The sequence below is a fragment of the Flavobacterium ginsenosidimutans genome (genome assembly GCF_003254625.1).
Classification (GTDB): Bacteria; Bacteroidota; Bacteroidia; order Flavobacteriales; family Flavobacteriaceae; genus Flavobacterium; species Flavobacterium ginsenosidimutans.
In genome coordinates this window covers 101,815-117,516 of record NZ_QJRJ01000076.1, presented here as the reverse complement: position 1 = coordinate 117,516, position 15,702 = coordinate 101,815, and the positions used below count along the sequence as shown (strand labels likewise).

Below are 15,702 nucleotides of genomic sequence, written 5' to 3'. Positions count from 1 at the left end.
AGTTTAACAGGAATCTAACTCATTAAGGTGCTAAGTGTCTAAGATGCTGAGATGCTAAGTTTTTTAAACAAAAAAGCGGTTTGCTATCAAACCGCTTTAAAATATTTATATTAAAATCTCAGTATCTTAGTATCTCAGAAACTTAGCAACTTATTTGCTTCCAAATAACTTCCCTATAAAGCCTGCGATTCCTCCTTTACTTTTTGTAACAACAAGAACATCTGCTACGTCAACTTTTCCGTCGTTGTTTTGGTCAAGTCCAAATTGCATTCCGTATTTAGAAATGGTATCCATTATTCCAGAAGCTTGTCCGCTGTTTCCTGAAATAGAATTTATAATATCTGAAATTTGGAAACTATTATCGTTTGGATCTTTTGCTTTATTCACTAAAGAACCTAAAATTTGTGGAATCAAATTTGAAGCAACTCCGCTAGAATCTGCACTGCTTAATCCAAATTTTTCTCCAAGGTTTCCGCTTAACTGCTGTTGAATTTGCTGTACTACTGGATTTGAACTGTCAATAGGTGAGTTTCCGTTAAATAATCCAGCGATTTGATCTGTACCTCCTTCAGAAACAATTTTTTTTAATCCTTCAAAAATAGAATTGCTTGTTTCATTAATTACGGCGTCATTATGTTCGTTTGGGACAGCGGTATTGTTTACAACTGCATCGCCTCCATATTGTTGTACTAATTGGGTTAATTGTTCAAACATGATATTAAGGATTTAGATTAGAATTCAAATTTAAACAAAAAAAGAAAGGGATTTATTAAACAATGTTAATAAATCCCTTACAAGTAATTTAATTTATAGTTAATTAGCTTAACAAAGTAATGATTTGTGATGCTAATTCAGTACCAATTCTGTCTTGTGCTTCTCCAGTTGCGGCTCCAATGTGTGGAGTCAATGAAATTTTAGAGTGCATTAAGATTGCCATTTCTGGTTTTGGCTCGCTTTCGAAAACATCTAAACCAGCAAAAGCAACTTTTCCTGAATCTAAAGCTTTTACTAAAGCTACTTCATCAATAACACCACCACGAGCACAGTTTACGATTCCAACACCATCTTTTAAGATTTCAAATTCTTTTTCTCCGATGATGTAACCATCTTGAGCAGGAACGTGTAATGTGATGAAATCTGCTTCTTTAAATAAAGATTCTAAAGATTGAGAAACGATTTTAGTTGTAATAGATTGTCCGTCAAAAAACTCAACTTTTACATCTACTTCAGGAATAAAGCTGTCAGCAGCGATAACTTTCATACCTAAACCAAGCGCCATTTTTGCAGTAGCTTGCCCGATACGACCAATACCAACAATACCAAGAGTTTTTCCTCTTAATTCAGTTCCGTTCGCGTAAGCTTTTTTCAAACCGTCAAAGTTTGAATCTCCTTCAAGAGGCATATTTCTGTTAGAATCATGCAAGAAACGAACACCAGAAAATAAGTGTCCAAACACTAATTCAGCAACAGATTCTGAAGATGAAGCAGGAGTATTAATTACATGAATTCCTTTGCTTTTAGCATAATCCACATCGATATTATCCATACCAACACCACCACGACCGATGATTTTGATACCAGGACAAGCATCGATTATATCTTTACGAACTTTAGTTGCACTACGAACTAAAATTACGTCAACATTATTTTCATTGATATAGTTAGCTACTTGTTCTTGAGCTACTTTTGTAGTTATAACTTCAAATCCACCTTTTTCTAAGGCTAGAATTCCGCTTTTAGAAATTCCATCATTTGCTAATACTTTCATTGTGTGTTTATTGTTTATTTGGTAAATCGTTTATTTGTTTAATCGATAAACCAGCTATTTGATTTTTCTTTTTTGATATTTTTCTAAAGGAAACATTTTTTACGATTAAACAGTTAAACAAATTAACGATTAACCGAAAAAAAGATTAAACTTTAGTTTCCAATGCTTTCATTACATCAACTAAAACCTGAACGCTTTCAATTGGCATAGCGTTGTAGATAGAAGCTCTGTAACCACCAACAGAACGGTGGCCTGGCAATCCAGAAATGTTTGCAGCTTTCCATAAAGCGTCAAAAGTTTCAGTGTGTTCAGGATTGTTCAATAAGAAAGTTACGTTCATGTTAGAACGATCTTCTATTGCAGCAGCGCCTTTGAATAATGGGTTTCTGTCGATTTCAGCGTAAAGTAATTCCGCTTTTGCGTTGTTTAATTTTTCAACAGCAGCGATTCCGCCTTTTTCTTTAATCCATTGTAATGTTAAAAGAGAAACGTAAACAGCAAATACAGGTGGAGTATTGTACATACTTTCTCCTTTAATGTGTTTAGCGTAATCAAGCATACTTGGAATAGTTCTTCCATTTTTGCCTAAGATTTCTTCTTTTACTACTACTAAAGTAGTTCCAGCAGGTCCCATATTTTTTTGAGCTCCAGCATAGATTAAGTCAAATTTAGAGAAATCTAACTCACGTGAAAAAATATCAGAACTCATATCGCATACAACAGGTACGTTTGTTGATGGGAATTCTTTCATTTGAGTTCCAAAGATGGTATTGTTACTTGTGCAGTGGAAATAATCAGCATCAGCTGGAATTTCGTAACCTTTTGGAACATAAGTATAATTGTCTTCTTTTGAAGAAGCTACGACAACAGTCTCACCGAAAAGTTTCGCTTCTTTGATCGCCGCAGTTGCCCACGTTCCTGAATCTAAATAAGCTGCTTTTCCGTTTTCTTTCATTAAGTTATATGGTGCCATTAAGAATGCTGTACTTGCACCACCTTGTAAAAATAAAGCCTGATAACCTTTTCCTTGAAGTCCTAATAATTCTAAAGCAAGGGAACGAGCTTCCTCCATTACAGCAACGAAATCTTTGCTTCGGTGCGAAATTTCAAGAATAGATAATCCTGAATCATTAAAATTTAAAATTGCTTTTGATGCCTTCTCAAAAACTTCCTGAGGTAAAATACTTGGTCCTGCGCTGTAGTTGTGTTTTTTCATGGTTGTTGTTAATAGTCGAAAATTTTAAAGACGCAAATTTCGTCAATAAGAGCCGAAAAAGCGTTAAAATATTCGAAATAATTAAACAATTTTTTACTTTGTTGTTAACAAAAACGTTATAGTATCCACGTTATCTGCATAATCCCACAATTGAGGTTTTTGCGTTTCACCGAAAGCGATGCTATTTGGTGTAAAATTGTTGCTAACAATACATTGAATTTGTTCTGCATCATTCTGAAGACGTTTTTCAAGTTCTTTCGGGTTTTCGTAGTATTCATAAAAGACACTCGAAATAGGAGAGGCGTAGCTTGAATCTTCCTTTAAAGTCAAAAATCCGTTGTCTCGTAATTTGAAATTACTCATTAAAAATACTGCTTTATTATAGTCATAATTATTAGCATATTTCTCATAATGAATAACGTCTTGATATTTAAAAATTGCTTGAAAAAATGCTTCAAACGAATAGTCTTTTGGGACATAAAGTTTAGAAACATTTCGGCATCCTAAACCAAAATATCTAAAAATATCTTCACCTAAAGCTTCTAATTCTTCATGGGTTTCTTTTCCAGTTAAAACCGCAGTCGAATTTCTGTTTTTACGAATAATTGATGGTTTGTCTTTAAAATAATATTCGAAATAACGTGAAGTATTATTGCTTCCTGTTGCAATTACGGCATCGAAATTTTCCAATTTCCCTTCCACGAAAGTGATTTTATCTTTTAGATTTTCATCAACAGCGATTAAATATTTAGCTAAAAAGGGCAATAAATGCTGATCGTTTGACGAAGTTTTAATTAAAGCTTTATTGCCGGTAATTATAACGGATAGAAAATCATGAAATCCAACCAAAGGAATATTTCCTGCTAAAATCAAAGCAACTGTTTTTTCAGTCTGAGCCGTATCAAAAGAATAAGCAGACAGCCATTTGTCAATGTTTTCGGATGTTAAAGCGTCTGACCATGACTTTAAAGAGAAATAAACTTGCTCTGGTGTGTACCATCCGTTGTGGGATTTTGATAAATGAATCAGATTTTCGAAATCATCAAAAAAGATATCATTATATAAAACGTCGGATTTTCGCGCAGAAGCACCTTCAGAAAACTGACTTAAAAATTTTCCTAATTCAACAAAAACACTTTTTTTTGTTTCTAATGTCATAATGTTTGCTTATGAATTGTTTTGATTGTAATTTTGCACAAAAATAAGCATAATTAAGTCGAAAGTCAAAAGGCATAAAATCAAAAGCGATGCTTGCCTTTCATTTTGACTTTGAGACTTAAGACTTTTAACTTTAAGACTAATAAACGATGGCAATAATTATAACTGACGAATGCATCAATTGCGGGGCTTGCGAACCAGAGTGCCCAAATACAGCAATATATGAAGGAGCTGATGATTGGAGATACAAAGATGGTACAAGTCTTTCGGGATCAATAGTTTTACCTGATGGAACTGAAGTGGATGCAGATGATGCTCAAACTCCAATTTCTGACGAAATCTATTATATCGTACCAGGAAAATGTACAGAATGTAAAGGTTTTCACGATGAGCCTCAATGTGCTGCTGTTTGTCCAGTTGACTGTTGTGTACCAGATGATAACCACGTTGAAGACGAGGAAACTTTATTGCAAAGACAAGCGTTTTTGCACGGAGAATAATGCTTCAATTATCTTATATATAATCCTGAGTTTTGGCTCAGGATTTTTTTTACCCTGATATCAGGTATTTTGAAAAGTTAGTTTATTGATAACGAATGTTTTATTTTTAGGCTATTGCTTTATTGTTGGAAAAATAATACTTTAGTTGAAAAAATAACAATGCCTATGAAGAAATTGCTACTTTTATTTATCGTTTTACTTAATTATGTAAGCGGTTTTGCACAAAGCGAAGAGTATTCTATTATTGTTAAGGATATAGAAACCTTGGAACCGATACAAAATGCTACGGTTAAAATAATGAAAACCCAGCAGATTTTATTGAGCAATGAAGAAGGAAAAGTTACTTTTATGCTCACTGGGGGATCTAATGTTCAGGTTTCTGAAACTAATTATGAAGATTTGACTGTACGCTGGACTTCTTTAAATGGAGAGCAAAAATTTGTTATTTATTTAAAGAGTAAAAACAATAAATTAGATGAAGTAGTTTTGTCTAAGGAATCTCCAGAAAAAATATTGCAGAAATTGGTTAACAATTCTATAAAGAAAATTAGTATTTCCCATAGACAGAAAGTATATGTGAGAGAGTTTTTTATACTTGACAATCAGTACACGTATTATAATGATGGATTGGTAAATTTTCAATTTGATAAAAATAATAATGCAACTACTTTACTGGTTGAGCAAAATCGCTCTTATGGATTATTAGAAGCAGATGTAAGTGCTGATTTAAAAGGATATGATTTGAATAATATAATGGAGAATTATTCTAATTTTAAATATTTTGATCCGCTATTAGATTCGAAAGCAAAGAAAGAATATGATTTTACAACCAAAGGACATCCAAAAAATAAAGATTATTATGTAATGTCGATTACTCCCTTAGATAAAGCCAAAGAGGCAATCGATAATTTTGAAGTTGTCTACGATCCTGTAAAGAAGCTCATTTTAGAATTTACGATTACAGTAACGCCTGCAACTCTTAATAAAGTAGAAGAAAAAACAAATGTTGGCAATAAAAACATTACTAAATCGTTTGTAAAAGTAAATTATAGATGGGACGGAACCGATTATTATTTGTTGAGTTCTAATGAAGAAATTGGATATGATCTTGTTTTGAAAGATAAAACGAAAAATATTCAGGTAAGAAATAGTTTTGTGACAACTGGTTTCAATAAACAAAATTTTACTTATAGTGAAAGTGATGTTTTTAAAGAGAAATCGCTTTTTAATAAAAAGAATAAAATCCTAACCAATTATTGGGATATTTCAGGATTTACCGCAACCGATGAAGAAAAAGCTATCATCGCATCTTTAGAGTTTAAATTGTAATTAATAAATGGAAAAAGAAAAATCCTGAACAATTAAGTTCAGGATTTTTTGTTTTTATAAAGTTTGCCAGGCTGAGCGGAGTCGAAGCTCCATATGATTGGCAAAATGGTTTATGGAGTTCCTTGCGTGTCCTTCTCCCGAAGCCTCGGGATCGCTCAGGAAGACAATAAATGAGATTGAATTAATTATAATGATTGTCAGGCTTGAGCGGAGTCGAAGCCCTCGTTAATCATAATTAGAAATTAAATCCAAGTCTTGCATAGTAATATGCTCCGCTGAAACCCATTTGTACAGCATCCCAATACCCTCCAGCTTCTGTATTTCCTTGTTCGTCTTGTTTAGTTGGATATATATTAAACAAGTTGTTGCTTCCGATAGTCAGTTTTAAACTTTTAGTAAATTGATATCCAAGAGTTAAATCAGTTACCACTTTTGGATTGTAAACATCATCTTCATCAGCATAATCTACCAAAACAACTTTGCTAAAGCGAGTAAAAGCTAATCCAGCGTCGAATTTCTTTTTAGAATAATTTAGGTTTAAACCAAATTTGTTGTCTGGCGCAGAAGCTAATAAAAAGGCTTTTTCACGTTTTCCGAAGAAAGTAGCTTCATCAAGAGTACCGTTTTTAACTTTGTCAATTTTCATATCGTTGATGTTTCCAACTAATGTTGCACCAAGCTGACCAAAATCAAACCCTTTTTTCCAAGATAAAACTAAGTCTAAACCATGTGTGCTAGTATCTACACCATTGGCAAAAAACTGAGCTTCAGAAACACCAAGATTTAAAGCACTTGCATCAAAATATCCTGTAAGAACGATACGGTCTTTTACTTGAATGTAATAACCGTCAATTGTTGCTGTAAAATCTCCGTAAGAAGCTGTAAATCCTAGAGAAGCATTTACCGCTTTTTCTTCATTTAATTTGCCAATTCCAAAAGCTCTTGTAATTTCACTGTTATTTGGAGCTAATAATACTTCTGTTGCACCGCTTGCATTAAAGTTGGTAAAACGTAAATTATAATAAATTTGCGCTAATGATGGAGCACGGAAACCTGTACTCACAGAACCTCTTAAATTAAAGTGATCACCCAGTTTTAATCTAGAAGCTAATTTTCCATTTACTGTGCTTCCAAAATCGCTGTAATTTTCAAAACGAACAGCAGCATTTACCATTAAAGCTTTAGTTATATCCAATTCTCCATCAGCATATAAAGAGAAGTTGGTACGGCTTTCATTTACTTCGTTTGCAGGACTATAACCAGGGAAACCTTGTGAACTTCCAGGTCTAGGATTTCCTGAAATAGGATCAATAGGAGCACTTTGAGTTGTTGGGTCTGTTATTGGCTGTCCATTTGTATCGTAAGTAGTGTACGAACCTTCTTCTCCTGCAAAAATTTCAAATTTTTCTACTCTAAATTCAGTTCCAAAAGCAATATTAAAACCTTCAAGAACACTGTCATAATTTTTAGAAATATCAAAATTGGTTGTGTTTTGAAGTAAACTATGTCCTCCAGCATCAAATTCATGTGGAGAATTTTCTTCAAGAGAAGCATTTATTGTTCCTTTAATATCGTACTGGAATTTATTTTTTCCGAAAGTATTACTCAAATCAAATTTCCATCCTCCAGAAGATTCTGTTTTAATTCCAGCAGCAACTGAATTATCATTAATTTTCGATGTAATTCTTGGCGTATAACCTCCAGGATAAACCGATTCTACAACTCTTTCTCCATCATTTCTTGTAAAAGCATAAGCATCAGTATCTCTGAAATTACTTCCTCCAAAAGCATAAAACTCTGTTTTATCTGCAATCGGAATAGAGAAATTGGCAAATAAATTTACGCCATGCATACTTGCATCACCAAAACCTTTTCTAAAATCATAAGCTGGTCTTAAGGTCTTATTTTTGTTTAAAAATTCACCTGTAAAGTTTGCATAACCGCCTTTGGTTCCTAATGCAACTCCATAATTAGCAGCAACTCTAACAGAACCACCGTCAAAATCTTGATCTTTTCCGTATGAATTTCCATTTCCATGTTGATCTAATCTATATCCTTTTGTATTTGGAGTTCCAGGAAGAAATTCGCCTTGAGCATGTGTATTAAAAGCACCGTAGGTTACAGATCCTGTTAATTCATCTACATTATCATTTGTTATAATATTGATAACTCCCGCAATAGCATCGGAACCGTATTGTGCTGAAGCTCCGTCACGTAAAATCTCAATTCTTTTAATAGAAGCCGCTGGAATTGCATTTAAATCAGTCCCAGTATTTCCACGTCCTCTTGTTCCAAATAAGTTAATTAAAGAAGATTGGTGTCTTCTTTTTCCGTTAATCAAAACCAAAGTCTGATCTGGTCCCATACCTCTTAAAGAAGCAGGATCTACGTGATCGGCACCATCAGAACCCGATTGTTTATTGGCATTAAATGATGGAGCAACATATTGCAATAATTGATTGATTTCAATTTTACCACTTTGTGTTGTAACATCTTTTACACTAATAACATCAATAGGAACAGCAGAGTTTACAACGGTTCTTTTAGTGCTTCGTGATCCTGTAACAACAACATCATTTAAAACTTGGCCTTCGCTTTCGCCTAAAACAATGTCTATTTTATCACCTGTAACTGCTTTTTCGACTGTTGAGAATCCTACGTAAGTGAATATTAAAGTTGCACCTTCTTTTACTTTGATTTTATAACTACCTTCAAAATCGGTAGAAACGCCATTTGAAGTCCCTTTTTCGACAATATTTACGCCAGGAAGTGGTGCTCCAGTTTTGTCTTTTACGACACCTGAGACTTCTTTCTGAGCAAAGAGAAACGCTGAGTTCAGCAGAAATAGTAATAATGCAATCTTTTTCATGGTAATTGGTTTTTTGGTTTGTTTTTTATTGATTAGTTTTATAAAAGTAATGTTTTTTAACAAAAAATTAATAAAATGTTTAAAAATTTTTAAGATTAGCTCTAAAATTATATTATTGAGCATTTTTACTTCGTGCAAGAGCTATTAAATCTTATATTTGCAAAATTTTAAAGCTGAAAAATATCATTTTGGCAGAAAAGCAAAAAAGGCATTTAAATCACAAAACATTTAAACACAAGGTTTAATGTTTTTGACCTAATTAAAAAAGGTCGAATAAATAATATAGAAACAAACAGATGAAAGCAGGAATTGTAGGATTACCAAATGTTGGAAAATCAACATTATTTAATTGTTTATCTAATGCAAAAGCGCAAAGTGCCAACTTTCCGTTTTGTACAATCGAACCTAATATTGGTGTTGTAAACGTTCCAGATCCAAGAATCAATAAATTAGAAGAATTGGTAAAACCAGAGCGTGTACAAATGGCAACTGTAGATATCGTAGATATTGCAGGTTTGGTAAAAGGCGCAAGTAAAGGTGAAGGTCTTGGAAACCAGTTTTTAGGAAACATTAGAGAGTGTAATGCTATTATTCACGTTTTGCGTTGTTTTGATAATGATAATATTGTACACGTTGACGGAAATGTAAATCCAATTCGTGACAAAGAAACTATCGATATCGAATTGCAGTTAAAAGATTTAGAAACAATCGAAAAACGTTTAGAAAAAGTAAAACGTGCTGCAAAAACTGGAAATAAAGAAGCTCAAACTGAAGAAGCTTTATTAAACAGAATTAGAGAAGCTTTATTACAAGCAAAATCTGCAAGAACAATTATTCCTCAAAGCAACGACGAAGAAGTTTTGATGGAAGGATTTCAATTGATTACAGCAAAACCAGTTTTATACGTTTGTAATGTTGACGAAAGTTCAGCAGTAAGCGGAAATAAATATGTAGACCAAGTTCGTGAATTGGTAAAAGACGAAGATGCTGAAGTAATTATTCTTTCTGTAGGTGCAGAAGCGGATATTACAGAATTAGAAAGCTACGAAGAGCGTCAGGTTTTCTTAGAAGATATGGGATTAACTGAACCAGGAGCATCAGTTTTAATTCGTGCAGCTTACAAATTATTAAAACAACAGACTTATTTTACAGCTGGTGTGAAAGAAGTGCGTGCTTGGACAATCAACATTGGAGCTACAGCGCCTCAAGCAGCAGGAGTTATCCACACAGATTTCGAAAAAGGTTTTATTCGTGCAGAAGTTATCTCATACGAAGATTATGTTCAATACGGTTCTGAAGCAAAAGCTAAAGAAGCTGGGAAATTTAAAGTTGAAGGAAAAGAGTATGTTGTAAAAGATGGTGATGTAATGCATTTCCGTTTCAACGTTTAATCTTTTTCTTTAGAAAATAGAAGAAAGAAACAAGAGAATAGATTAAGACTGCTGAAGAGATTCAGCAGTTTTTTTATGCTTAAAAAGTAAAGTTCTCTTTTGTCAGGCTGAGCGAAGTCGAAGCCCATCCAAAGTTTGTCATCCTGAGGAACGAAGGATCACACACGAAACTCTACAAAGATTGGCGACTTAGATTGCGGAAATTCTAGTGCGATCCTTCGTTCCTCAGGATGACAAAAATGAGAATAAAAACCTGTTTAAATCCTCGCTTTCGCGAAAGCGAATCTGTAAAATCCGCGTACCATTTTCAGGAAACAAAATTTTTGGCTCAAAAATTGGTTACAGAAAAAATAACCAATTACTAATCTAAAATCAATCATTTAAAATGCTAAAAAAATCATTCAAATTTCTAGGCTGGACGTTTTTCGGAATTTTCAGTTTTCTTGTTTTGTATATAGTATCAGTATTTCTGATTTCTAAAATCACAGTCAATTCAGATATTGCAAAAGTTGAAGAGCAGAATGCTATTCCGATTTACATTCTTTCAAATGGAGTTCATACTGATATCGTAGTTCCGATTAAAAATGAAGTTAAAGATTGGAGAAATGAGATTCAATTCAGCCAAACCCAATCAAAAGATTCATTAATGAATTATATCGCATTCGGGTGGGGCGACAAAGGATTTTATCTTGAAACACCAGAATGGGCAGATTTAAAGGCAAGCACAGCGTTTAAAGCCGCATTCGGAATTAGTTCTTCGGCAATGCACACGACGTTTTTTAAACAATTGCGCGAAGGTGAAGACTGCAAACGCATTTTAATTTCGAAAGAAAATTATCAAAAACTGGCAACCTATATTTCAGATAGTTTTAGAGATCCAATTCATCCGGAATGGATTCAAGGTCACAGTTACGGAAGAAAAGATGCTTTTTATGAAGCTAAAGGAAGTTATAGTCTTTTTTATACATGTAATACTTGGGCGAATAATGCCTTAAAAGCTGCTAATCAAAAAGCAAGTTTATGGACAGTTTATGATAAAGGGATTTTTTGCCATTACAAATAAATCGGGCTATGAGAAAGATATTCTTAATTTTGGTTTTAATAATAGTATCAGTTTCATGTAAAAAAGCAGATGCAGAGGCAGAATGTTATGGGTGTCTTTATTTTGGAAAACCACAACCTGAAAATGACTCTGAATTAATTGGTTTTCCGTCAAGATTTAAAGGTTTGTATGTTGATAAAGATTCTACTTTTCTAAGAATTGAAGAAGATAGAATTTTAAAAGAATATTTCTTTAAAAATAGATTTCATAAAAGTTTTTTGGACTCTTTAAAAGATTATTACAATATCGTAAATGGTCAACTTATTGAAAAAGAAACTTTGAAAAAATATTCTATGATTGAAATTGGAGATTCTTTAGAAATAAGCAGGAAAGATATTGATACAATTTTTAGATTCTCATACAATCAAAAAGCAAAAATAATTAATAGTCATATTGTTATTAGTAATAGAGATTCCATTTTTTGGCGAATTAGTATTATTTCGTTGCAAAAGAATATTCTAAAAATGAAATATATTTATTTTGCTGATGATGTAAAAAAAATAGATTCGGTTACCAAAATCAAAGGACAAAAAATAGATTCACTTTCTTATTTACTCAAACCAACAAGAAGTGAGTTTAGGAAAATATTAAAAATAAAAAATTTAGGAAGAGAAGAAGAATATAATAAAATCTCAAAAATAGATTAAAAAATACATACATGGAAAAAATGTAAAATCTGCCTAAAATCCAAGAAGTAAAGAATTTTCATTAATGCTTAAATTTGAGTAAATATCAAAAAATCAGCAAATGAAAAATCATAATATCTTTTCGAGAACTTGGTATTTATTAAAAACAACATTTTTAGAATTCAATGACGATAATGCAATCAAGCTCAGTGCGGCATTATCTTATTATACCATTTTTGCTTTGCCTCCTTTATTGATTATTATAATTACCATTTGTGGCTTCTTTTTTGGGGAAGAGGCAGTCACAGGTCAATTGTACGGTCAAATAAATAGGTTGGTTGGAAATAATGCTGCGGTACAAATTCAGGAGGCAATCAAAAATGTTCAATTATCAGACAGTAATGTATTTGTAACCGTTTTTGGGGTTGTGATGCTGCTGATTGGGGCTTCGGGAGTTTTTGCAGAAATTCAGAGTTCCATAAATTACATTTGGGGACTTCGAGCAAAACCTAATAAGGGTCTTCGAAAATTTATCCAAAACAGAATTATGTCCTTTTCTATGATCGTTTCTGTTGGGTTTTTAATGTTAGTCAGTTTAATGATTAACGCTACTTTGGATGTTTTAAACGCTCGTTTAAAATTGTATTTTCCTGATACAACGGTTTATCTTTTTTATGTGGTAAATTTGGTAATTGTTTTTGCCAGCATCACATTGCTTTTTGCTATTATATTCCGAACTTTACCAGATGGAATTATTAGATGGAAAGATGCTTTTATAGGAGCGTCAAGTACAGCAATTTTATTCATGATTGGTAAATTTGCAATTGGACTTTATCTGGGGAATTCTACGGTTGCAAGCGTTTATGGCGCGGCAGGTTCTGTAATTATAATTTTGGTTTGGGTTTATTATTCGGCTATTATTTTATACTTTGGAGCAGAATTTACGAAGGTGTATGCAAAAGCTTTTGGCGGAAGCATTTCACCAAATGATTATTCCGTAGAAATACAAAAAGAGGTTTTTGAAATAGAATCTAAATAAAAAAATAAACCAAACAGATGCTGTCTTTTTTGTTTAAATAAAAACGGATTGTAATTTTATGGCTTAATTTTTGAAAGTTTAAAACTTATAAATACCACAATATGAAAATTATAGCCTTTGGAGGAAGTAACAGTAAGCAGTCAATCAATAAACGTTTAGCAACTTATGCGTCAAGTTTATTTGAAAATGTAGATGTTGAAGTTTTAGACCTGAATGATTTTGCTATGCCAGTTTTTAGTGTTGATCTTGAAAAAGAAGTTGGTCAGCATGAAGTGGCTCAAGCATTTCTAAATAAATTAAAAGAAGCTGATATTTTAGTAGTTTCTATGGCAGAAAATAATGGAAATTATTCTGTTGCCTTCAAAAATGTTTTCGATTGGAGTTCAAGAATCGAAAAAGATGTTTTCCAACACAAACCAATGTTGTTATTGGCAACTTCGCCAGGAGGAAGAGGCGGTTCGTCAGTTTTAGGAATTGCTCAAAATCTTTTTCCACGTTATGGAGCCGAAATTAAAGGAGCTTTTTCGCTTCCTTCTTTCAATTCAAATTTTGATTTAGACGAAAACAAAATCTCAAATCCTGAATTAGATCAACAATTAAAAGATATTATCACATCAAGTTTTTAAATACATGCCACTAAAAAAGATTGCTTTTCTATGTCTTTTTTTGAGCACTTTCTTTCTGAATTTCGCTTTTGCCCAACAGGTAAATGAAGTCGATAAGATTGTTGCAAAATACCCGAAAAGCTTTAATACCACCGAAAAATTAGCCGAAAGAATCGAAAAAGATTTTAAATCAGATTCAGATCGTGCACGAGCTATCTACGCTTGGATTGCTTTAAATATAAAATACGACTACAATGCATTTTTGAATCCGCCAAAAGTGCAGGGTTTCAGTTATTCTTCAGAAGCTGAAAAACAAAGAAAAATTAAACAGCTGAATGATAATCTTATTCAAAAAGCTTTTAACTCTAAAAAAGCAGTTTGTGAAGGTTTTACCGCTTTGTATCAGAATTTAGCTGAGCAAGTTGGACTGAAATGCGAAGTAGTTAAAGGAGATTCTAAAATTAGACCGGCTGATATTGGAAGAAAAAATACTTCTTCAAATCACGCTTGGAATATGGTTTTAATTGATAAAAAATGGCGTCTTATTGATGTAACTTGGGGTCAAGGTTATTATGACAGCAGTAAAGGAAGAATGGTTAATGATTATAATCCAATTTATTTCGATACTGATCCTGACTATTTCTTCGCAAAACATTTTCCTGATTCAGGATCTTTTTTAGGAGATAGATTAAGTAAGGAAGATTTTTTAAACGGACCTTTGATTTACAATAAAACCATTGAAAACGATTATAAAATCAAAACTCCTAATACAGGAATAATCGAAGTAAAAAACGGAGATAAAATAACTGTAGAAATTAAAAACCTCTCAAAATCAAATCAGGTTTTTTATTTAAACAAAAAGAATCAGCCAGTTAAAATTCAAAATCCAAAAGAAAGAAGAGGAGGTTTAGAATTCCAAATTCTTATTGACAGCAATGTGGGTAATTACATCACCATTTTTGTTGACACGAGTAGTATTGTTTCTTTTAAAATTGCTCTGAAATAAAATAGTTTCCCCATTTCAACCCATTTCTAAACCCTAATAGTATAATGACAATAAAGAAAATTGTTCTAGCATTCCTTTTAAGTTTTATTTTTATAAGCCCTTCTTATTCGCAACAGTATACTGCTATTGATAGTATCGTTTTAAAATATCCTGATTTTGGGAGCACCGAAAAATTAGCGGAGAGAATTAAAAATGATTTTACCACAGAACATGATAAAGCAAGGGCTATTTATAGCTGGATTGCATTAAATATCGAATATGATTTGGATACATTTTTAAATCCACCTAAACCAAAAGAAATTTCAAAAAGCGATTCTGATTGGGCAAAGCAACTACAATTGCAAAATGCAAAAACAACACAAAAAGCATTTCGATCAAGAAAAGCAGTTTGCGAAGGATTTTCTCAGTTATATGAGCATTTGGCTTTATTGACAGGTTTAAAATGCCAGGTAATACATGGAGACGCAAAAGCCGAATTGACAGATATCGGTAGAAGGAATTACATCTTGAATCATTCATGGAATTCGGTTCAAGTAGATGGAAAGTGGATTCTAGTTGATGCTACATGGGGTCAGGGAAGTTATGATTCCCGCCGAAAAGTATCGGTGAAAAAATTTACTCCGATCTATTTTGACATGGATCCGAAATATTTTAATGCCAAACATTATGCAGAGAGTGCAATGTATAAAGGGAATACAGGAAATAAAGCAGAGTTTTTGAATGGCCCTCTTATATACAATGAATTTATAGAAGAAAATTGCGAAATTTTAATGCCTTTTTCTGGAGTAGTTAACGCAAATGATGGTGACGACATTACTTTTAAAATTAAAAATCTTTCCAGAATAGACGACTTGTATTATCTAGGTAAAAAAGATGAAAAAATAAAGGTAAAAAAATCAAAAGTAGAAAATGGAGTAATGGAGTTTCAGCTTACTTATGAGAAAAAACTGGGACGTTTTATTGAATTTTATGTTTTTGGAAAATCTTTTGCCGCTTTTAAGGTAATTCCGAAGTAAAACTTATAAAGCTTTATTCGATTGATTTTTTTCCTTTTGGTGAAATTGCCGTATCTTAGCGAGGAATGATCCGAATA

At 32.7% G+C, this 15,702-nt stretch carries 14 protein-coding genes; 9 read left to right on the top strand and 5 right to left on the bottom strand.

Going from position 1 to position 15,702, the window contains the following annotated elements; genetic code table 11:
- Nucleotides 1-150: 150 nt before the first annotated feature.
- From DM444_RS11250 to DM444_RS11235, 4 genes are all read right to left on the bottom strand, one after another.
- Nucleotides 151-714, bottom strand: coding sequence for a DUF937 domain-containing protein (locus DM444_RS11250; RefSeq protein ID WP_111286643.1), 564 nt, complete (start codon nucleotides 712-714; stop codon nucleotides 151-153).
- Between the two features lie 103 nt (nucleotides 715-817).
- Nucleotides 818-1,768: a D-2-hydroxyacid dehydrogenase gene (locus tag DM444_RS11245; protein WP_111286641.1), complete on the bottom strand. Its 951-nt coding sequence runs from the start codon at nucleotides 1,766-1,768 to the stop codon at nucleotides 818-820.
- A 145-nt stretch (nucleotides 1,769-1,913) separates the two neighbouring features.
- Nucleotides 1,914-2,984: a 3-phosphoserine/phosphohydroxythreonine transaminase gene (gene serC / locus DM444_RS11240; protein ID WP_111286639.1), complete on the bottom strand. Its 1,071-nt coding sequence runs from the start codon at nucleotides 2,982-2,984 to the stop codon at nucleotides 1,914-1,916.
- A 93-nt stretch (nucleotides 2,985-3,077) separates the two neighbouring features.
- Nucleotides 3,078-4,142 (bottom strand): acyl-CoA reductase, encoded by a 1,065-nt coding sequence (locus DM444_RS11235; RefSeq protein WP_111286637.1) that lies wholly within the window; start codon nucleotides 4,140-4,142, stop codon nucleotides 3,078-3,080.
- 149 nt (nucleotides 4,143-4,291) lie between these two features.
- On the opposite strand from DM444_RS11235, the gene DM444_RS11230 reads away from it, so the two are divergent.
- The gene (locus DM444_RS11230; RefSeq protein WP_111286635.1) at nucleotides 4,292-4,642 is read left to right on the top strand and encodes a 4Fe-4S dicluster domain-containing protein; all 351 of its coding nucleotides are present in this window, start codon (nucleotides 4,292-4,294) and stop codon (nucleotides 4,640-4,642) included.
- 165 nt (nucleotides 4,643-4,807) lie between these two features.
- Nucleotides 4,808-5,971, top strand: coding sequence for a peptidase associated/transthyretin-like domain-containing protein (locus tag DM444_RS11225; RefSeq protein ID WP_204251679.1), 1,164 nt, complete (start codon nucleotides 4,808-4,810; stop codon nucleotides 5,969-5,971).
- A gap of 235 nt (nucleotides 5,972-6,206) precedes the next feature.
- Here DM444_RS11225 and DM444_RS11220 read toward each other — a convergent pair whose 3' ends face one another.
- A complete protein-coding gene (locus tag DM444_RS11220) occupies nucleotides 6,207-8,840 on the bottom strand; it encodes a TonB-dependent receptor (protein WP_111286879.1) in 2,634 nt (877 codons plus the stop codon).
- A 296-nt stretch (nucleotides 8,841-9,136) separates the two neighbouring features.
- Between DM444_RS11220 and ychF the strand changes: the two genes are divergently transcribed.
- The 7 genes from ychF (at nucleotide 9,137) to DM444_RS11185 (ending at nucleotide 15,625) form a co-directional block, all read left to right on the top strand.
- Complete coding sequence (ychF, locus tag DM444_RS11215) at nucleotides 9,137-10,231, top strand: redox-regulated ATPase YchF (protein WP_111286633.1); 1,095 nt, start codon at nucleotides 9,137-9,139, stop codon at nucleotides 10,229-10,231.
- 385 nt (nucleotides 10,232-10,616) lie between these two features.
- Nucleotides 10,617-11,294 carry a TIGR02117 family protein gene (locus DM444_RS11210; RefSeq protein WP_111286631.1) on the top strand — a complete coding sequence of 226 codons (678 nt, stop codon included), beginning with the start codon at nucleotides 10,617-10,619 and terminating at the stop codon, nucleotides 11,292-11,294.
- Nucleotides 11,295-11,302: 8 nt separating this feature from the next.
- The gene (locus DM444_RS11205; RefSeq protein WP_111286629.1) at nucleotides 11,303-11,980 is read left to right on the top strand and encodes a hypothetical protein; all 678 of its coding nucleotides are present in this window, start codon (nucleotides 11,303-11,305) and stop codon (nucleotides 11,978-11,980) included.
- A 100-nt stretch (nucleotides 11,981-12,080) separates the two neighbouring features.
- On the top strand, nucleotides 12,081-12,998 hold the full coding sequence (locus tag DM444_RS11200) for a YihY/virulence factor BrkB family protein (RefSeq protein WP_111286627.1): 918 nt from the start codon (nucleotides 12,081-12,083) through the stop codon (nucleotides 12,996-12,998).
- Nucleotides 12,999-13,099: 101 nt separating this feature from the next.
- Nucleotides 13,100-13,624 (top strand): NADPH-dependent FMN reductase, encoded by a 525-nt coding sequence (locus tag DM444_RS11195; RefSeq protein WP_111286625.1) that lies wholly within the window; start codon nucleotides 13,100-13,102, stop codon nucleotides 13,622-13,624.
- A gap of 4 nt (nucleotides 13,625-13,628) precedes the next feature.
- Complete coding sequence (locus DM444_RS11190; protein WP_111286623.1) at nucleotides 13,629-14,609, top strand: transglutaminase domain-containing protein; 981 nt, start codon at nucleotides 13,629-13,631, stop codon at nucleotides 14,607-14,609.
- A gap of 44 nt (nucleotides 14,610-14,653) precedes the next feature.
- A complete protein-coding gene (locus tag DM444_RS11185; protein ID WP_111286621.1) occupies nucleotides 14,654-15,625 on the top strand; it encodes a transglutaminase domain-containing protein in 972 nt (323 codons plus the stop codon).
- The last annotated feature ends 77 nt before the right edge of the window (nucleotides 15,626-15,702 follow it).